The following is a 20,810-nucleotide window of genomic DNA, read 5'->3' as shown; positions in this document are numbered from 1 at the left end:
TTCTTTACTTTCAACGCTTTATAGTTTGCTAGTGTTGAAAAGGGATTTAATTAGAACAACAATAAAATGTTGTAAATCTTGGCATAGCTGCCAGTTAAGTCTGTTCTTACAAGAACAGGTCGGGTCAAAGATCAGCAAGCTGAGGAACCCCATGGCTTACTCTTATTCTGAAAAGAAACGTATCCGTAAGGATTTTGGTAAACGTCCACAAGTTTTGGATATACCTTTTTTACTGTCTACACAGTTAGAATCGTTTAAAAAATTCTTAGTGCCGGACGCTGATGGCGATCATGGTTTGGAAGCTGCCTTCCGTTCTGTGTTCCCTATAAAAAGCTACTCGGGAAATTCTGAGCTTCAATACGTAAGTTACCGTATTGGTGAGCCAGTTTTCGATGTAAAAGAATGTCAAATTCGCGGTGTGACTTATTCTGCTCCACTTCGCGTGAAACTGCGTCTTGTTGTTATGGACAAAGAAGCTCCAGGCACAGTTAAAGACATTAAAGAGCAAGAAGTTTACATGGGCGAAATTCCGCTCATGACCGATACCGGTACCTTTGTAATCAATGGTACAGAGCGTGTTATCGTTTCTCAGCTACACCGTAGCCCTGGTGTATTCTTTGATAACGACCGCGGTAAAACTCATTCATCAGGTAAAGTATTATATAACGCACGCGTTATTCCTTACCGTGGTTCATGGTTAGACTTCGAATTTGATGCAAAAGATAACTTATATGTACGTATTGACCGCCGTCGTAAATTACCGGCGTCTATCATCTTACGTGCACTTGAGTACTCTAGTGAAGAAATCCTAGATATCTTCTTCGATACTACTGCGTTTGAAGTAGCTGACGGTAAAGTTCTAATGGAACTTGTACCTTCACGTTTACGTGGTGAAACTGCCGCTTTTGATATCAAAGGCGAAGACGGTGAAGTACTTGTTGAAAGCGGGCGTCGTGTTACGGCTCGTCACATCAAGAGTATCGAGAAAAAAGGCATTACTCAGTTAGAAGTACCTCATGAGTACATCATTGGCCGTATTATTTCTAAAAACTACGTTGATGAATCAACGGGTGAAGTTATTGCAAATGCGAATGATGAATTAACTCTTGAGCTTATGGCTGAATTAGTTAAAGCCGGTCACACTACCATTGATACGTTGTACATCAATGAAGTGGACAGCGGTGCTTACATGTCAAATACATTGAACATTGACTCTTCAAGCAACCGTTTAGAAGCACTAGTAGAAATTTATCGCATGATGCGCCCAGGCGAGCCACCGACGAAAGACGCGGCTGAAGCCTTATTCCAAAACTTGTTCTTCTCTGAAGAACGTTACGATCTATCAACTGTTGGTCGTATGAAGTTTAATAGCCGTGTTGGTTACGATTCTGACACAGGCCCTGGCACATTAAGCAAAGAAGACATCGTGTCTGTTATGAAAGTATTAATTGCTATTCGTAACGGTCAAGGCGATGTTGATGATATCGACCACTTAGGCAACCGTCGTATACGTAGTGTTGGCGAAATGGCTGAGAACCAATTCCGTGTTGGTCTAGTACGTGTAGAACGTGCTGTACGTGAGCGTTTAAGCTTAGGTGACCTTGACGCGATAATGCCACAAGATCTTATTAACGCTAAGCCTATTTCGGCAGCGGTTAAAGAGTTCTTCGGCTCGTCTCAGTTATCACAGTTTATGGACCAAAATAACCCGCTATCAGAAGTAACGCATAAGCGTCGTATTTCTGCATTAGGTCCGGGCGGTCTAACACGTGAGCGCGCTGGCTTTGAAGTACGTGACGTTCACGTAACTCACTACGGTCGCGTATGTCCAATCGAGACTCCTGAGGGTCCAAACATCGGTCTAATTAACTCATTGTCTACGTACGCACGTACAAATGACTACGGTTTCTTAGAAACACCTTACCGCAAAGTGGTAGACGGTGTAGTAACTGATGAAGTTGATTACTTATCAGCCATTGAAGAAGGTCAGTTTGTTATCGCACAGGCGAACTCAAACTTAACTGAAACCAATGAGTTTGTAGATGAACTTATTCCATGTCGTCACAAAGGTGAATCAACCTTTATGGGTCGCATGGACCAGCAATATATGGATGTATCACCACAACAGGTGATCTCTGTAGCAGCAGCACTTATCCCGTTCCTAGAACACGATGATGCTAACCGCGCATTGATGGGTTCAAACATGCAACGTCAAGCAGTACCAACATTAAAAGCGGATAAGCCGTTAGTAGGTACAGGTATTGAGTTAACACTAGCGAAAGATTCTGGTGTAACGATTGTTGCAAAACGTGGTGGTGAAGTAATGTATGCCGACGCAAGTCGCATCGTTGTAAACGTACATGAAGAAGAACGCATCCCTGGTGAAGCGGGTATCGACATCTACAACTTAACCAAGTACACACGTTCTAACCAAAATACATGTATTAACCAAAAACCAACGTGCATGGTTGGTGAACCGGTTACTCGTGGTGACGTGTTAGCAGATGGTCCTTCGACTGACTTAGGTGACTTAGCCCTTGGTCAAAACCTTCGCGTGGCATTCATGCCATGGAACGGTTATAACTTCGAGGATTCAATCTTACTATCAGAGCGCGTAGTTGAAGAAGATCGTTTAACGACTATCCACATTCAAGAACTACAGTGTGTTGCCCGTGATACTAAATTAGGTCCAGAAGAGATCACTGCAGATATCCCTAACGTGGGTGAGTCTGCACTAGGCAAGCTTGATGAATCAGGCGTTGTTTATATTGGTGCTGAAGTTAAAGGCGGCGATATTCTAGTAGGTAAAGTGACTCCGAAAGGCGAAACACAGCTTACACCTGAAGAGAAGCTACTGCGTGCTATCTTCGGCGAAAAAGCATCTGACGTTAAAGACAGCTCTTTACGTGTACCAAATTCTGTAACTGGTACCGTAATTGACGTGCAAGTTTTCACCCGTGATGGTGTTGAAAAAGATAAGCGTGCGCTAGAAGTTGAAGACATGCAGCTTCGCGAAGCGAAGAAAGACTTCAACGAAGAGTTCCGTATTCTTGAAGCTGGCGTTTTAGAACGCGCTCGTAAGCTACTTGTAGCTGCAGGCTTTGATGAAAACAACTTAGTGTCATTAAATGCTGAAAAACTATTAACTCAAAGCCTTGCTGAAGAAGATAAGCAAGCTGAACTTGAGCAACTAGCTGCACAGTACGATGAACTTAAAGCTGAATACGATAAGAAGTTTGAAAACAAACGTCGTAAAATTACTCAAGGTGATGACTTAGCACCAGGCGTACTTAAAATTGTTAAAGTATACCTAGCTGTTAAACGTCGTATCCAACCGGGTGATAAAATGGCGGGTCGTCACGGTAACAAAGGTGTTATCTCGACTATCGTACCAGTAGAAGATATGCCATACGATGATAAAGGTCGTACGGTAGATATCGTACTAAATCCACTAGGTGTACCATCGCGTATGAACATCGGTCAGATCCTTGAAACACATATGGGTCTTGCTGCACGTGGTATCGGTGAACGTTTAGAAGAAATGATGAAAGAGCAACGTGAGCTTCATGAGCTACGTGAATTCATCAAGCAAGCTTACGAAATTGGTGAATCTCGCCAAGTTGTAGACATTGCAAGTTTCTCTGATGACGAAATTCGTCGCCTAGCTGAAAACTTAAAAGGTGGTTTACCAATCGCTACTCCTGCATTTGATGGCGCTAAAGAAGACGAAATCAAAGACATGCTAGAGCTTGGTGGATACCCTAGAAGTGGTCAGGTTACACTTTATGATGGCCGTACTGGCGATCAGTTTGAACGTCAAGTAACTGTTGGTTACATGTACATGCTTAAACTTAACCACTTGGTTGATGATAAGATGCACGCACGTTCTACTGGTTCTTACAGCCTTGTTACTCAGCAGCCGCTGGGTGGTAAAGCACAGTTCGGTGGCCAGCGTTTTGGTGAGATGGAAGTATGGGCACTTGAAGCTTACGGTGCTGCTTACACTCTACAAGAAATGCTAACAGTGAAATCGGATGACGTGAATGGTCGTACTAAGATGTATAAAAACATCGTTGATGGTAACCACAAGATGGAACCAGGTATGCCAGAATCGTTCAACGTATTGTTGAAAGAAATCCGCTCACTGGGTATCAACATCGAGTTGGAAGAAAATTAAGCCAATTAGATGCTGCAGTTGACGCTGCAGCATCTTTTACGGCTGAATAGAATGTAGGGACGAGATTACCCGTCCTCGAGATTAACTCCGACAGGAGAGCTAAGGTGAAAGACTTACTTAAGTTTCTGAAGCAACAAAATAAGACCGAAGAATTCGATGCAATTCGCATTGGTCTTGCTTCACCAGACATGGTTCGTTCATGGTCATACGGTGAAGTAAAGAAACCTGAGACTATTAACTACCGTACTTTCAAGCCTGAGCGCGATGGCTTATTCTGTGCCCGTATTTTCGGCCCAGTGAAAGATTATGAGTGTTTATGTGGTAAATATAAACGCCTTAAACACCGTGGTGTGATCTGTGAGAAGTGTGGCGTTGAAGTTACACTGACCAAAGTGCGTCGTGATCGTATGGGTCATATTGACCTTGCGAGCCCAGTAGCACATATATGGTTTTTAAAATCATTACCGTCACGTATCGGCTTAATGCTAGATATGACGCTTCGTGATATTGAACGTGTTCTTTACTTCGAATCATTCGTAGTAACTGAGCCAGGTATGACAACGCTTGAGCGTGGTCAGTTACTAGGTGAAGAAGAGTACCTAGATGCATTAGAAGAGCACGGTGATGAGTTTGAAGCGAAGATGGGTGCTGAAGCAGTTTTAGACTTGCTTCGTGAACTTGATCTTGGCCAATTAATTGCTGAGATGCGTGAAGAGTTACCAACAATTAACTCTGAAACTAAGCGTAAAAAAATCACTAAACGTCTTAAGTTAATGGAATCATTCCACCAATCAGGTAATAACCCTGAGTGGATGATCATGACAGTACTTCCAGTATTGCCACCTGACTTACGTCCATTAGTACCACTAGACGGTGGTCGTTTTGCGACATCTGATCTAAATGACCTTTACCGTCGTGTTATTAACCGTAATAACCGTCTTAAGCGTCTATTAGATTTAGCTGCACCAGACATTATCGTACGAAACGAAAAACGTATGTTACAAGAAGCGGTAGATGCGCTACTTGATAACGGTCGTCGTGGTCGTGCTATTACAGGTTCTAACAAGCGTCCGCTTAAATCTCTTGCTGATATGATCAAGGGTAAGCAAGGTCGTTTCCGTCAGAACTTACTTGGTAAGCGTGTAGATTACTCAGGCCGTTCTGTAATCACAGTAGGTCCTACACTTAAGCTTCACCAATGTGGTCTTCCTAAGAAGATGGCACTTGAGCTATTCAAACCGTTTATCTACGGCAAACTAGAGCGTCGCGGCATGGCTACGACAATCAAAGCTGCTAAGAAAATGGTAGAGCGTGAAGTAGCGGAAGTATGGGATGTATTAGACGAAGTAATTCGTGAACATCCGGTACTACTAAACCGTGCACCAACACTTCACCGTTTGGGTATCCAAGCGTTTGAGCCTGTGCTTATCGAAGGTAAAGCGATTCATTTGCATCCATTAGTATGTGCGGCTTACAACGCCGATTTCGATGGTGACCAAATGGCGGTACACGTACCGTTAACAATTGAAGCACAGCTTGAAGCACGTGCATTGATGATGTCAACAAACAACATTCTATCTCCTGCGAATGGTGAGCCAATCATCGTTCCTTCACAGGATGTTGTATTGGGTCTTTACTACATGACCCGTGATTGCATCAACGCAAAAGGCGAAGGCGCAATATTTAAAGATCCTAAAGAAGCAGAAAAAGCATACCGTAGCGGTAATGCAGACCTTCACGCTATAGTGAAAGTACGTATTAGCCAGTCAGTTGCTAACGAGCACGGTGTAGTAGAAGATACTACTACGGTTATCGAAACAACGGTAGGTCGTGCAATTCTGTCTCTAATTTTACCAACTGGTATGCCGTTTGAGTCAATCAACCAGCCACTAGGTAAGAAGCAGATTTCTAGCTTGTTGAACGAGTGTTACCGTCGCTTAGGCCTTAAAGACACCGTTGTGTTTGCTGACCAAGTTATGTACACCGGTTTCCATTACGCAATGAAGTCTGGTGTTTCTATCGGTATCGATGACTTAGTTATCCCACCGGTTAAAGCGCAGATCATTGAATCAGCAGAGGCTGAAGTAACTGAAATCAACCAACAATTCCAATCAGGTCTTGTAACGGCTGGTGAGAAGTACAACAAAGTTATCGATATCTGGTCACGTGTAAATGAAAACTTATCACGTGAGATGATGGCTAACTTGTCGAAAGACACAGTAACCAACGCGAAAGGTGAAGAAGTAGAGCAACCGTCATTTAACTCAGTGTTTATGATGGCCGACTCAGGTGCTCGTGGTAGTGCCGCTCAGATCCGTCAGCTAGCAGGTATGCGTGGTCTAATGGCACGTCCAGATGGTTCAATCATCGAGACACCAATCACGGCTAACTTCCGTGAAGGTCTAAACGTACTTCAGTACTTCATCTCAACTCACGGTGCGCGTAAAGGTCTTGCCGATACAGCACTGAAAACAGCGAACTCGGGTTACTTAACGCGTCGTCTAGTAGACGTAGCACAAGATTTGGTAATCAACGAAGACGACTGTGGCACAGAAGATGGCTTAACAATGAAACCGCTTATTGAAGGTGGTGATGTTGTAGAAGCGCTTCGCGAACGTGTACTAGGTCGTGTTGTAGCTGAAGATGTTGTTATTCCAGGTACTAATACTGTACTTGTAGAACGTAATATCATGCTTGATGAAAAACTGTGTGACCTTTTAGAAGAGCACTCGGTTGATGAAGTACGCGTACGCTCAGTTATCACATGTGATAATGACTTTGGTGTATGTGCTAACTGTTATGGTCGTGACCTTGCACGTGGTCATATCATCAACGCAGGTGAATCAGTAGGTGTTATCGCGGCACAGTCAATTGGTGAGCCGGGTACACAGCTTACGATGCGTACATTCCACATCGGTGGTGCGGCATCTCGAGCGTCAGCTGAAAATAATGTACAAGTTAAAACTAACGGTACATTAAAACTTCACAATGCTAAGTATGTATTAAATACAGACGGTAAGATTGTTATTACGTCACGTTCAACGGAAATCACTATCATCGATAGTCATGGCCGTGAAAAAGAGCGTTATAAAGTACCTTATGGTGCAGTATTAACAGTTCAAGACAATGCAGAAGTTCAAGGTAACGACATTGTTGCTACTTGGGACCCGCATAGTCACCCAATCGTTCTTGAGCACAAATCAAAAGTATCGTTTAGCGATATCGATGACTCGAATACAGAGACACAAACCGATGAACTAACTGGTTTGACTCGTATCGTAGTTAAAGACCTTGCTAAAGCGAATGCTAAAGAGCCTAAACTTATCATCGAAAGTGATGAGCGTGGTCTGCAAGAAACACGTCTTCCTTCATTCACAACGATTGAAGTAACAGACGGTGCGACTGCAAACCCAGGTGACGTGTTAGCACGTATCCCGCAAGAAGGCTCTAAAACTCGTGATATCACGGGTGGTCTACCTCGCGTAGCCGACTTATTTGAAGCGCGTAAGCCAAAAGATCCAGCTATCTTAGCTGAAATCACCGGTACTATTAGCTTCGGTAAAGAGACTAAAGGTAAGAAGCGTTTAGTTATTACTCCAGCTGAAGGCGATCATTACGAAGAAATGATTCCTAAGTGGCGTCAACTTAACGTGTTTGAAGGTGAACAAGTGTCTAAAGGTGAAGTAATCGCCGATGGTCCTGAATCACCACATGACATCTTACGCCTACGTGGTGTGACTCATGTTGCTAACTACATTGTTAACGAAGTGCAAGAGGTTTACCGTTTGCAAGGCGTTAAGATCAATGACAAGCACATTGAAACAATTATCCGTCAAATGTTACGTAAATGTACCATTTTACACGGTGGTGATACTGACTTCTTAGCTGGTGAACAAATCGAAGTGGCGCGCGTTAATATCGCAAACCGTGACCTTGAAAAACAAGGTAAGATCCCAGCGAAGTTTGAAATCCAGTTAATGGGTATTACTAAAGCATCATTAGCGACAGAATCTTTCATCTCTGCAGCGTCTTTCCAAGAAACAACACGTGTTCTTACAGATGCAGCAGTGAATGGTAAGAGCGATGAGCTTCGCGGTCTGAAAGAAAACGTAATTGTGGGTCGTTTGATCCCAGCCGGTACCGGTTTTGCGTATCATCAAGATCGTATGGCTCGCCGTAAACAAAGCAAAGAAGTAGTAGAAGAGCAAACAGTAAGCGCTGAAGAGGCAACTCAAGCACTAACTGATGCACTAAATGCTGATTTGTCTGGAAATCAATAAACTGTTCTTAATCAATAGATTAAGAGATCGTAAGGCAGTTAAGTGCTGTCTTACGGTTAGTTTAGGTTGACAGGTTAAACTTTGCTCATTAAAATTCCGCCACCCATTTACTTGTGTGCTTATCGTAGGCAGGTAATAAAGGGCGGATTTTTTTATTTTTTTCAGTAGTAATTTTAATTTCAGGAGCTATTTAAATGGCAACTATTAACCAGCTAGTGCGTAAGCCACGCCGTAGCAAGGTTACGAAAAGTAACTCAGCTGCACTAAAAGCGTGTCCGCAAAAGCGCGGTGTATGTACTCGTGTATATACAACTACACCTAAGAAACCAAACTCAGCGTTACGTAAAGTAGCTCGTGTACGTTTAACTAACGGTTTCGAAGTAACATCTTACATCGGTGGTGAAGGTCATAACCTTCAAGAGCACAGTGTAATCCTAATCCGTGGTGGTCGTGTTAAAGATTTACCAGGTGTGCGTTTTCACACTGTACGTGGTGCACTTGACTGTGCAGGCGTTAGCGACCGTCGTCAAGCTCGTTCTAAATACGGTGCAAAACGCCCTAAAGGGTAATTGTATTCCGTTAGTAAGGCCAAGCACTAAATATTATTAATTATTGTTTTGGGTGATTGACTCGAAAGAGCAAACCTGAATAAACCGGAGATACAAAATGCCTAGAAGACGCGTAATAGGTCAACGTAAAATTCTTCCAGATCCTAAGTTCGGATCTGAACTTCTTGCTAAATTCGTTAACATCGTAATGTTAGACGGCAAGAAATCTACTGCTGAAAAAATTGTTTATGGTGCGCTAGACGTGGCTGCTGAGAAATCAGGCAAGTCGCACCTAGAAATCTTTGAATCTGCACTTGATAACATCCGTCCACAGGTAGAGGTTAAATCTCGCCGTGTTGGTGGTTCAACTTATCAAGTACCAGTTGAAGTACGTCCAGTTCGTCGCAACGCATTAGGTATGCGTTGGTTAGTAGACGCTGCACGTAAGCGTGGCGAAAAATCTATGGGCTTACGTTTAGCTCAAGAAATCGTTGACGCTGCTGATAATAAAGGCACTGCGGTTAAGAAACGTGAAGACGTTCACCGTATGGCTGAAGCGAATAAAGCATTCGCTCATTACCGTTGGTAATCTGTCCTTAACCTTTAAGAGGATCATATGGCACGTACAACTCCACTTGAGCGCTACCGTAATATCGGCATAGTAGCTCACGTAGATGCAGGCAAAACCACCACAACAGAACGTGTTCTGTTCTACACAGGTCTTTCTCATAAGATCGGTGAAGTACATGATGGCGCTGCAACTATGGACTGGATGGAGCAGGAACAAGAGCGTGGTATCACAATCACTTCTGCTGCAACAACGTGTTTTTGGAAAGGGATGGACGCTCAATTTGACGCCCATCGTATCAATATTATTGATACTCCAGGACACGTAGATTTCACTATCGAAGTAGAGCGTTCTTTACGCGTACTTGATGGTGCGGTAGTTGTGCTTTGTGCTTCTTCTGGTGTACAGCCGCAAACTGAAACAGTTTGGCGTCAAGCGAACAAATACGAAGTTCCAAGAATGATCTTCGTAAATAAAATGGATCGCACGGGCGCTGACTTTTTAGCTGTTGTTAGCCAGGTGAAATCTCGTCTTGGAGCAACGCCTGTTCCAATTCAGTTGCCAGTAGGCGCTGAGGACGACTTTAAAGGTGTTATTGACCTTATAAAAATGAAAGTGATTAACTGGAACGAAGCGGACCAGGGTATGACTTTCACATATGAGGCAATACCGGCAGACCTTCTTGAGTCAGCTGAAGAATGGCGCTCTCATTTAGTTGAAAGCGCTGCTGAAGCCTCAGAAGAACTAATGGACAAATACTTAGAAGGTGAAGAGTTAAGTGAAGCAGAAATTAAAAATGCTTTACGTCAACGCACATTGGCCAATGAGATTGTTCCAGTAACTTGTGGAAGCGCATTTAAAAACAAAGGTGTTCAAGCGGTGCTTGACGGCGTTGTAGAATACATGCCTTCACCAGAACAAGTTAAACAAATCCAAGGTATCTTAGAAGATGGTACCGAAGAGGAACGTCCAGCTGATGATAAAGCGCCGTTTGCTGCACTTGCATTTAAAATTGCAACAGACCCGTTTGTTGGCACTTTAACCTTTTTCCGTGTTTACTCTGGTACTGTTAAACAGGGTGACGCGGTATACAACCCAGTTAAAAGTAAGCGTGAGCGACTTGGCCGTATCGTACAGATGCATTCAAACTCTCGTGAAGAGATCAAAGAAGTCTACGCAGGCGACATCGCGGCGGCTATTGGTCTTAAAGACGTTACAACAGGTGAGACACTGTGTGCTCCGAATTCAATTATTACGCTTGAGCGTATGGAATTCCCAGAACCAGTTATTTCTGTTGCGGTTGAGCCTCGCACAATCGCTGACCAGGACAAGATGGGTATCGCGCTAGGTAAACTAGCTGCCGAAGATCCGTCTTTCCGCGTACAAACTGACGAAGAATCAGGCCAGACAATTATTTCTGGTATGGGTGAACTTCACCTAGATATTATCGTCGACCGTATGAAACGTGAATTCAGTGTTGAATGTAACGTTGGTAAGCCGCAGGTTTCATATCGTGAAGCTATTCGTTCAACTGTAGAAGTTGAAGGAAAGTTCATTCGTCAATCAGGTGGTCGTGGTCAATATGGTCACGTTTGGTTGAAGCTTGAACCGATGGATATTTCGGATGATGATTCTCCAATTTACGAATTCGTTAACGAAACCGTAGGTGGATCAGTTCCTAAAGAATACATCCCAGCGGTAGACAAAGGTATCCAAGAGCAAATGTCTCAAGGTGTACTGGCAGGCTATCCTTTACTTGGCGTTAAAGCGACTTTATATGATGGTTCGTTCCATGATGTAGATTCGAATGAAATGGCATTTAAAATTGCAGGTTCATTAGCTATGAGAGACGGTGCGCTTAAAGCAAACCCAGTTCTTTTAGAACCACTAATGAAGGTTGAGGTAATCACTCCTGACTCAAACATGGGTGATGTAGTTGGCGACTTAAACCGTCGTCGCGGCATGATCGAGGGCATGGAAGATGCACTTGGTGGACTTAAGCAAATAAATGCGCTAGTTCCACTGTCTGAAATGTTCGGTTATGCGACTGCTTTACGTTCTGCAACTCAGGGTCGTGCTTCTTACTCTATGGAGTTTTTGAAGTACGCTGAAGCCTCAAAGCAGGTTGCAGATACAATAATTTCAGCTCGCGCTGTAATATGATTTTAGCTTGTCTGGCTCAATAGTGAGTCAGGCTTTAATTTCTTAATTAGGAATTTTTTAAGATGGCAAAAGAAAAGTTTGAACGCGTAAAACCGCACGTAAACGTTGGTACAATCGGCCACGTTGACCACGGTAAAACTACACTAACTGCAGCAATCACTAACGTACTTGCAAAAGTATACGGCGGTGTTGCTAAAGATTTCGCATCAATCGATAACGCTCCAGAAGAGCGCGAGCGTGGTATCACAATCTCAACTTCACACGTTGAGTACGACACACCAACTCGTCACTACGCACACGTAGATTGTCCTGGTCACGCCGATTATGTTAAAAACATGATCACTGGTGCTGCACAAATGGACGGCGCTATCTTAGTAGTAGCTGCGACTGATGGCCCAATGCCACAAACGCGTGAGCACATCCTTCTTTCTCGTCAGGTTGGCGTACCTTACATCATCGTATTCATGAACAAATGTGACATGGTTGATGACGAAGAGCTACTTGAACTAGTAGAAATGGAAGTTCGTGAACTTCTTTCTGAGTACGATTTCCCAGGTGACGACTTACCACTAATTCAAGGTTCTGCACTTAAAGCACTTGAAGGCGAGAAGCAATGGGAAGACAAGATTGTAGAGCTTGCAGAAGCACTAGATTCTTACATCCCAGAGCCAGAGCGTGACATCGATAAGCCATTCATCATGCCTATCGAAGACGTTTTCTCAATCCAAGGTCGTGGTACTGTTGTAACTGGTCGTGTTGAAGCCGGTATCATCAACGTGAATGACGAAGTTGAAATCGTTGGTATCAAAGAGACTACTAAGTCTACTTGTACTGGTGTTGAAATGTTCCGTAAGCTTCTTGACGAAGGTCGTGCTGGTGAGAACATTGGTGCACTATTACGTGGTACTAAGCGTGAAGACGTTGAACGTGGTCAAGTACTAGCTAAGCCTGGTTCAATCAACCCACACACTACATTCACTTCAGAAGTATACGTACTTTCTAAAGATGAAGGTGGTCGTCATACTCCATTCTTCAAAGGTTACCGTCCACAGTTCTACTTCCGTACAACTGACGTAACTGGTGACGTACAGTTACCAGAAGGCGTAGAAATGGTAATGCCTGGTGATAACATCAAGATGACAGTAACTCTAATCGCACCAATCGCGATGGATGAAGGTCTTCGTTTTGCTATCCGTGAAGGTGGCCGTACTGTAGGTGCTGGTGTTGTAGCAACTATCGTAGAGTAATAATTAACGTTTTAGTTAATTAATACTAAAAAAACCCGAGCTTAGTCTCGGGTTTTTTAATGCCTGCAATTTACGTCACGTGAAGGTGGCGCTCTTACCTTAGGCGTAGGTGCTTTGTAGCAACGCTCAACGAGTAATAGTTAACGTATAAGTTAATTAATGCTAAAAAAACCCGAGCTTAGTCTCGGGTTTTTTAATGCCTGCAATTTGCCTCACGTGAAGGTGGCGCTCTTACCTCTGGCGTAGGTGCTTTGTAGCAACGTTCAATGAGTAATATTTAGCGTTTAAGTTTTTAATACCTGAATAAAAGTGATTATTTTTCAGTTATCTGACCCGGATAAATATGTGATCTTTAGTACGTTTGAATAAACGAACTTACCTCGATTAAAAGCTCACAAAACTAGCCGCTCGATATGTGTATTTGATAAGGTAGGGTGTCACTTATTAGAGGGGTCTTCATGCTAAATAAACTAATATTTACTGCAAAAGAAGTTAGGGATAACGAGGCACTAGCTGCTAAAAATAGCCATTGTGAGTTATTTACCCTCATGCAGCGCGCTGGGTACGCTGCATTCAACGCTTGGCAAGACTTTAATGCAGAGCATACGTTAGTTGTTGTAGGGCATGGTAATAACGCTGGGGACGCTTATATTACCGCGAGCCTAATTAAGCAAGCGGGTAAGCGAGTAACTTTGTGTGCCGTTAACCCTGAAAAATCACTAACAGGAGATGCTGCAAAAGCGTTTAAGTTATGGCGTGATGAAGGCGGTGAAGTTAATGCTTATACGAGTGAGTTATTAAACCGAAGTGATTTAATTATAGATGCAATGCTAGGTACAGGGATCACAAGCTCGGTTCGCGATAATTTTGCTAAAATTATTAATGAAATTAACGCCAGTAATAAACCTGTATTGAGTATAGATGTACCCTCAGGTATCAGCGCAGATACTGGCCAACCTTTAGGTATTGCTATACAAGCAAGTAAAACAATAACCTTTGTTGGTATTAAGCAGGGGCTAACAACGGCTATAGGTAAACAACATTGCGGGGAGTTAATATTTGACGATCTAAATATAGGACCTGCATTTTTTGAGCTCGCTACTTCAAGCGGCACACTTATAAATATTAAGAGCTTTAAAAAGCTTGGTGCGCGTAACCTAAATAGCCATAAAGGAACTCATGGTAAACTCCTCTGTGTAGGTGGTAATGAGGGGACGGCTGGCGCAATTAGATTATCCAGCGAGGCCGCACTTAGAGCAGGTGCGGGTATGGTAAAAGTGTATACACATTCAAGTTCTGTAGTGCCTGTAAGCATTGGTAGGCCAGAATTAATGGTAACCAGTACTAATCTAAAAGAAGCGCTTGAGTGGGCTAGCTGCGTAGTAATAGGGCCAGGGCTTGGGCAGGACGAATGGGCACAACAAACGTTCGATGAAGTAATGCAATTTTGCCAAAATAATAAAATGCCATTAGTCATAGATGCAGATGCTCTTAATTTACTTGCTAAGCAAGCTTCATCATACATGTTAGAGCGATGTGTGCTTACACCACACCCAGGAGAAGCATCCAGGCTATTAAGTAAAACTATTGTAGATGTTGAGTCAAATAGGTTCGAGAATGCTCGATTGTGTGCTAAGCGCTATAACGCTACTTGCGTATTAAAAGGAGCCGGAACATTAATTGATAATGCTGAGAATACGTGGGTGTGTGAAGACGGTAACGCAGCACTGGCCGTTGGTGGTAGTGGCGATGTACTCACCGGTATTATAGGTGCATTATGCGCTCAAGGCCTCGATATAGATGAGGCAGTGCGTTATGGTGTAACACTGCACGCTAAAGCCGGTTATATCGCCAGTGAGCGAGACGGGCAGCGAGGTATGCTACCCTCCGATTTATTTAGCATAGTGAGACAGCTGTTAAACTGACTTTCATTAGATTAGTGTTTAGTCACTTTGCTTAAAAGCTTGGTCAGAATGAGATCTTTTTCTGTTTGAAGGAGTTTATCTTCAGTCGCTGCTTTTTCGATATTAGCAAACATCTCTAGGCGCTTTACTTTTTCATAGGCGAGCTCGCTTTCATTGAGCTCACTAACCAATACAGGTTTTACTACCCCAAAGTTAGGGTCATCAACTTTGTTAAAATCAAACTCTGCATCTAAATACTCACCGTAAGGTACGTTGTAAATAACAGCAATCCAGAGTTTTTTTTTATTTACATCGTGAGAGCTTAACCAGTGTGTTTTCGGAACTAATATATCAGCCGAATAATAAATATCATCATAGAAAAAATCGCCATCGATTCTAAAGTAAGCGAGTGACTCACCTTTACTGTCGGCCAGTTCAATTTCGGCCGTAAGTAATTCTTTTTCACTACCAACTAACTCAACAAAATCCTCTTTTCTTAGCCCTATGTAAGGGTTCTTAAATTTTTTACGTTGCTGCATTTAGTAATTAACTTCATAAATTATTAATAATAAATGTACAGCGTTTCGCAAGCACTTGTCTATTGTTAGCTAATAAACGTAATCATTTATTCCATTTCTTCATCCGGCGGGTCGCCTGAGTCTTCCTTACGTTTTCTTTGCTCTTGCTTCGCCTTTTGAACATTTTCGTAGGTAGGTGGAGGAATAGGCATCAGGGAAATAAGCGGAAAAAAAGCTAAAAATAAATATGCCCCTTTCGACATACTTTTACCCCAAGTAATCATTTTTAACAAAAGGCAAACTATTAAAAGCAGCAATGCAGATATTAGGGTTACAAGCACTGCGATTAAAGTAATTCCATTACTGTTAAGTATGTCCATGGTGTGGTTTTTTAATTTATACGTTATTACTATTTGGGGGTAAATTGAACAATAACAATAAAAAAGTACTAAAAAGTAAAAACCCAGCCGAAGCTGGGTTTTATATAAGCAAGGTGCTTAAACGGTGATGATTACATCATGCCGCCCATACCACCCATTCCGCCCATGCCACCCATATCAGGTGCACCAGCAGATTCGTCTTTAGGGATTTCAGCTACCATTGCTTCAGTAGTGATCATTAGACCCGCAATAGACCCTGCAAACTGTAGCGCAGAGCGTGTTACTTTAGTTGGATCTAGGATACCCATTTCAATCATGTCGTTGTATTCGCCAGTTGCTGCGTTGTAACCGTAGTTACCGTCGCCGCCTTTAACTGCGTTAATTACAACTGATGCTTCGTCGCCTGCATTTGTTACGATTTGACGAAGTGGTGCTTCCATCGCACGAAGTGCAACTTTAATACCGTGGTTTTGATCTTCGTTATCGCCAAGTAGTTCAACTAGCTTGCTAGCTGCACGTACAAGAGCAACACCGCCACCCGGTACTACGCCTTCTTCAACCGCTGCACGAGTTGCATGTAATGCATCTTCAACACGGTCTTTTTTCTCTTTCATTTCAATTTCAGTTGCTGCGCCTACTTTAATTACTGCAACACCGCCGGCAAGTTTAGCCATACGCTCTTGTAGTTTTTCTTTATCGTAGTCTGATGTTGCTTCTTCAATTTGTGCTTTAATTTGAGAAACACGACCGGTAATGCCTTCTTCTTCGCCAGCACCATCGATGATAGTTGTATCGTCTTTAGTGATAACAACGCGCTTAGCTGTACCTAGGTCTTCAACTGTTGCTTTTTCAAGCTCAAGGCCAATTTCTTCAGAAATAACAGTACCGCCAGTTAATACGGCGATATCTTGTAACATCGCTTTACGACGGTCGCCAAAACCAGGAGCTTTAACCGCTGATACCTTAACAATGCCGCGCATGTTGTTAACTACAAGCGTTGCAAGTGCTTCGCCTTCAAGGTCTTCAGCAATGATTAATAGTGGCTTGCTTGCTTTAGCAACGGCTTCTAATGTAGGTAGTAGCTCACGAATGTTAGATACTTTTTTATCTACAAGTAGAATAAATGGGTTATCTAATTCAACTGCGCCTTTTTCAGCGTTGTTAATGAAGTAAGGAGATAGGTAACCACGGTCAAACTGCATGCCTTCTACAACATCTAGTTCGTTCTCTAGTGATTGACCTTCTTCAACAGTAATAACACCTGTATTACGGCCTACTTTTTCCATTGCTTCTGCAATGATGTCGCCAATTTCTTTATCAGAGTTAGCTGAAATAGTACCTACTTGAGCAATAGCTTTAGTATCAGCACAAGGAACAGAAAGCGCCTTAAGCTCTGCAACAGCAGCAATGATTGCTTTATCAATACCACGTTTAAGGTCCATTGGGTTCATGCCTGCAGCAACCGCTTTAAGGCCTTCATTAACAATAGACTGTGCAAGTACTGTAGCGGTAGTTGTACCATCGCCTGCTGCATCATTTGCTTTAGATGCAACTTCTTTAACCATTTGCGCGCCCATGTTTTCAAACTTGTCTTCAAGTTCGATTTCTTTTGCTACAGATACACCATCTTTAGTGATCACTGGAGAGCCAAACGATTTGTCTAGTACAACGTTACGGCCTTTAGGACCTAATGTAACTTTAACTGCGTTTGCTAGGATGTTTACGCCAGTTAGCATTTTAGCGCGTGCGTCACCTGCAAAAAGTACTTCTTTAGCTGCCATGTTTTAAATTCCTCTAAATTCTTAAATGTTTGTTAAACGAAAAGTAGGCTTAGCCTACAATGCCTAAAATGTTGTCTTCACGCATGATCAGGTACTCTTGACCTTCGATCTTTTCAGTTTTCTCAACATATGAGCCAAATAACACAGTGTCACCGGCTTTTACTTCTAAAGCTCTAACGTCACCGTTATCTAAAATACGACCATTACCTACGGCTACCACTTCTCCGCGAGTTGATTTTTCAGCTGCAGAGCCAGTTAATACAATACCGCCAGCAGATTTTGTTTCTTCTTCTAGACGTTTAACGATTACGCGATCTTGTAAAGGACGAATGTTCATGTTTTTTAGTTCTCCTAACAGTTTCTGAACAGTACAGAAAAAAGCTTTTCTAATTTGCATTCATTAATGGGGGTAGAGTAAAAAATTCCAAGAGAAAAAATGATAAATTTTTAATCTTTTCGTTCAAACTCACCATCAATGGTTGTTGGTTGTTCGGTTTGTTGCTGGTCACGCATCGAATGCGGTTGTTGCGCGTATGGGGAAGGACCTTGTTGCATACCTGCACTCATTCTCACAGTTGCCTGACTTGCAAGGCCTGCAGCTAATTTATTACGAATTGCAGGGGTTAATAAAAGTAAGCCAAAAACGTCAGTCATGATGCCTGGCGTTAACAATAGTACACCGGCAATAATAACGCATATTCCCGTGAATAATTCTTTAGCAGGCATTTGGCCTTGCGCCATTTGCGTTTGCGCATTTTGAAGTGCGCCCATACCTTGTTGTTTCACCATCTTAGCGCCTAAAATTGCGGTAATAACCACTAGTGCAATAGTCGCTACACCCCCTATTACATCGCTTACTTGAATTAACAAGGCGATTTCGATAATAGGAATGATAATAAACAACACAAATAAAAATCTAAACATAATGCTCTCTAAATAAGGTACTCGTAAGAGTTGATGAAATATAAGTGAGGGTTAATAGGTCTCTTTTCAAGGTTAATGCGTAGGTGGTGTCATTTAACTGGATTTCTACACATTGGCTTACCTATCAGATACTATGAAGCTAGACATCGTTCAACAAGTAAAGGTTCATAATGAATACACAATTTAAATTAATTTTTACTACCTGTAAAAACGAGGCTGAAGCACGCATGCTTGGTAAAGCTTTGGTAGAAAAAAAGCTGGCCGCGTGTGTCAATATTTTACCAGCAATGTCTTCTATTTATATGTGGGAGGGTGAGGTAAAAGAAATGACAGAAGTTAAAATGCTAGTTAAAACCAAAACAGAGAAAATGAACGATGTGTTTTTAACGATAAAAGCGATGCATAGCTACGAAGTACCTGAGATACAAGTTATTGACATAACAACCGGGAACTTGGCTTATTTTAACTGGATGGATGAGGTATTACATTAATGCGCTTTTTGTTTTTGCTATTAGTGACATTATTAATAGCCCCTGCAAAGGCTACATCAAATAATGTGCTTAATGATTTATTAGCGCCCACGCAGCAAACCTTTTTACCCGTAACACAAGCGTTTGAGTTTGACTTTGATCAGCAAGGTCGCACCTTGTTTATAGGGTGGGATATTGCGCCAGGTTACTATTTATATAAGCAAAAAATAGAGATACTCGCTAAAGATGCCAGCATTGATGTAGGAAGCTTAGGTGATGGCGAGATTATCGAAGATGAATTTTTTGGTAAAACAGAGGTGTTTTTTCAAAGCGTTAGTATCATCAGTAAGCTGAGTGACGTAAATGAAGGCGCCGTAGTCAAAGTGCGTTATCAAGGCTGTGCAGAGGCTGGGCTCTGTTACCCGCCTGAAGTTATCACTATTCCATTGAGTGTGATTGCAGGCGAGCAATCGCAAAATGCAACACCGTCTAATGCTGCAAGCGCATTAACCGAATCAACATCGCAATCGGATGCTGCTATCACTAAAAAAGATCTTTCTTTTACTGAGCAACTGGCAAGTCAAAGTTTAGCTATTAACTTATTAGTATTTTTTGCAGTGGGCGTGGGGCTTGCTTTTACACCATGTGTGTTCCCGATGTTTCCTATTTTGTCGAGCTTAATTGCCGGGCAACAAAATTTATCAACTAAAAAAGCCTTTGCACTTTCGTTCGTATACATACAAGGCATGGCGGTAACTTATGCAGCATTAGGGTTAGTTGTTGCAGCATTAGGTGGACAAGTACAAGGGTATTTACAGCACCCCTATGTACTTATTAGCTTTAGCTTATTATTTGTATTACTGGCTATGTCGATGTTTGGTTGGTACGAAATAAAACTCCCTAGCAGTATGATGAATAAACTCACGCAGGTAAGTAATAATCAAAAAGGTGGCAACTATGTTGGTGTATTTTTGATGGGGGTATTGTCCGGTTTAATTGCATCACCTTGTACTACGGCGCCGCTATCAGCCGCTTTATTATACGTTGCGCAAAGTGGTGATTACTTAGTGGGCGGGCTAACGTTGTATGTATTGAGTTTAGGCATGGGGTTGCCTTTATTATTGCTTGGTACATCGGGTGGTAAATTACTACCTAAAGCAGGCGGTTGGATGGAGCAAGTTAAAACCTTATTTGGCTTTGTAATGTTGGTCGTTCCGCTAATATTGTTAGAGCGTTTGATTAGCGCCAACATTATATTACTTATGGCAGGTATATTGGCGTTAGCTGCTGCTTTGTACTTACACCATTGGCAAAGTAATCAGCAGCAAAGTAAATTAAAAACAGCTTTATGGTTTGCAGCCATGTTATTGGTATTTACTGGATTTAGTTTAGCTAAAGACTATTTTTGGCCTGTACAAGTCCAAGTAAACTCACAAAAAAACGAGTTTAAACACGTTGCCAATTTAGCCGAACTAAAAGTCGCGGTCGATGATGCCAATAAACAAGGTCGACCTGTTATGGTCGATTTATACGCCGATTGGTGTGTTGCGTGTAAAGAGTTTGAACATTACACCTTTCCTGATGAAAATGTGCAAAAGGAGTTTAGTCATTATCAGTTAATTCAAATCGATTTAACTGAAAGTGATAGTAAAACTATTGAGCTAATGGAAGAGTATGACGTGTTCGGGTTACCGAGTATTTTGTTTTTTAATACTCAAGGGCAAGAGCTAAGCACGTTGCGAGTGACAGGCTTTTTAAATGCTGATGATTTTGCTAAACACCTTGCTACAGTGCGTGCCAGCGCACAATAATAGTGCAATAAAGCCACTTAAGTTTACTAAGTGGCTTTG

At 42.3% G+C, this 20,810-nt stretch carries 14 protein-coding genes; 9 read left to right on the top strand and 5 right to left on the bottom strand.

Annotated features, from left to right (window positions below):
* Window positions 1-151: 151 nt before the first annotated feature.
* The 7 genes from rpoB to AC27JL_RS12530 all read left to right on the top strand — a co-directional run bounded on the left by rpoB (window position 152) and on the right by AC27JL_RS12530 (window position 14,908).
* Complete coding sequence (gene rpoB / locus AC27JL_RS12560) at window positions 152-4,177, top strand: DNA-directed RNA polymerase subunit beta (protein ID WP_006791260.1); 4,026 nt, start codon at window positions 152-154, stop codon at window positions 4,175-4,177.
* A 104-nt stretch (window positions 4,178-4,281) separates the two neighbouring features.
* A complete protein-coding gene (gene rpoC, locus AC27JL_RS12555; protein WP_006791259.1) occupies window positions 4,282-8,457 on the top strand; it encodes a DNA-directed RNA polymerase subunit beta' in 4,176 nt (1,391 codons plus the stop codon).
* Window positions 8,458-8,651: 194 nt separating this feature from the next.
* Window positions 8,652-9,026 (top strand): 30S ribosomal protein S12, encoded by a 375-nt coding sequence (gene rpsL, locus AC27JL_RS12550; protein ID WP_002958885.1) that lies wholly within the window; start codon window positions 8,652-8,654, stop codon window positions 9,024-9,026.
* Between the two features lie 97 nt (window positions 9,027-9,123).
* Window positions 9,124-9,594, top strand: coding sequence for a 30S ribosomal protein S7 (gene rpsG, locus AC27JL_RS12545; protein WP_004588211.1), 471 nt, complete (start codon window positions 9,124-9,126; stop codon window positions 9,592-9,594).
* Window positions 9,595-9,621: 27 nt separating this feature from the next.
* Window positions 9,622-11,736: an elongation factor G gene (gene fusA / locus AC27JL_RS12540; protein ID WP_487195749.1), complete on the top strand. Its 2,115-nt coding sequence runs from the start codon at window positions 9,622-9,624 to the stop codon at window positions 11,734-11,736.
* 62 nt (window positions 11,737-11,798) lie between these two features.
* Entirely contained in the window at window positions 11,799-12,983 is a 1,185-nt protein-coding gene (gene tuf, locus AC27JL_RS12535; RefSeq protein ID WP_006791257.1) for an elongation factor Tu, read from the top strand.
* A gap of 458 nt (window positions 12,984-13,441) precedes the next feature.
* The gene (locus AC27JL_RS12530) at window positions 13,442-14,908 is read left to right on the top strand and encodes an NAD(P)H-hydrate dehydratase (protein WP_487195748.1); all 1,467 of its coding nucleotides are present in this window, start codon (window positions 13,442-13,444) and stop codon (window positions 14,906-14,908) included.
* A gap of 11 nt (window positions 14,909-14,919) precedes the next feature.
* Here the strand turns inward: AC27JL_RS12530 and AC27JL_RS12525 are convergent, their stop codons facing one another.
* The 5 genes from AC27JL_RS12525 to AC27JL_RS12505 all read right to left on the bottom strand — a co-directional run bounded on the left by AC27JL_RS12525 (window position 14,920) and on the right by AC27JL_RS12505 (window position 18,490).
* On the bottom strand, window positions 14,920-15,426 hold the full coding sequence (locus AC27JL_RS12525; protein ID WP_286888217.1) for a hypothetical protein: 507 nt from the start codon (window positions 15,424-15,426) through the stop codon (window positions 14,920-14,922).
* An 86-nt stretch (window positions 15,427-15,512) separates the two neighbouring features.
* A complete protein-coding gene (locus tag AC27JL_RS12520) occupies window positions 15,513-15,668 on the bottom strand; it encodes a hypothetical protein (protein WP_170865579.1) in 156 nt (51 codons plus the stop codon).
* A gap of 248 nt (window positions 15,669-15,916) precedes the next feature.
* Window positions 15,917-17,566 carry a chaperonin GroEL gene (groL, locus tag AC27JL_RS12515; RefSeq protein ID WP_487195747.1) on the bottom strand — a complete coding sequence of 550 codons (1,650 nt, stop codon included), beginning with the start codon at window positions 17,564-17,566 and terminating at the stop codon, window positions 15,917-15,919.
* A 49-nt stretch (window positions 17,567-17,615) separates the two neighbouring features.
* Window positions 17,616-17,903, bottom strand: a complete 288-nt coding sequence (locus AC27JL_RS12510; protein ID WP_006791252.1) for a co-chaperone GroES — start codon at window positions 17,901-17,903, stop codon at window positions 17,616-17,618.
* Between the two features lie 110 nt (window positions 17,904-18,013).
* Window positions 18,014-18,490, bottom strand: a complete 477-nt coding sequence (locus AC27JL_RS12505) for an FxsA family protein (RefSeq protein WP_006791251.1) — start codon at window positions 18,488-18,490, stop codon at window positions 18,014-18,016.
* A gap of 170 nt (window positions 18,491-18,660) precedes the next feature.
* Between AC27JL_RS12505 and cutA the strand changes: the two genes are divergently transcribed.
* A complete protein-coding gene (gene cutA / locus AC27JL_RS12500) occupies window positions 18,661-18,981 on the top strand; it encodes a divalent-cation tolerance protein CutA (RefSeq protein WP_006791250.1) in 321 nt (106 codons plus the stop codon).
* The gene (locus AC27JL_RS12495; protein ID WP_487195746.1) at window positions 18,981-20,771 is read left to right on the top strand and encodes a protein-disulfide reductase DsbD; all 1,791 of its coding nucleotides are present in this window, start codon (window positions 18,981-18,983) and stop codon (window positions 20,769-20,771) included. Before cutA ends, AC27JL_RS12495 begins: the two co-directional genes overlap by 1 nt.
* Window positions 20,772-20,810 lie beyond the last annotated feature (39 nt).

It is taken from the genome of Pseudoalteromonas sp. 4NS20-0020 (genome assembly GCF_057554385.1).
The sequence above is the reverse complement of the archived record's forward strand: the minus strand, read 5'-3'. Positions and strand labels throughout refer to the sequence as shown.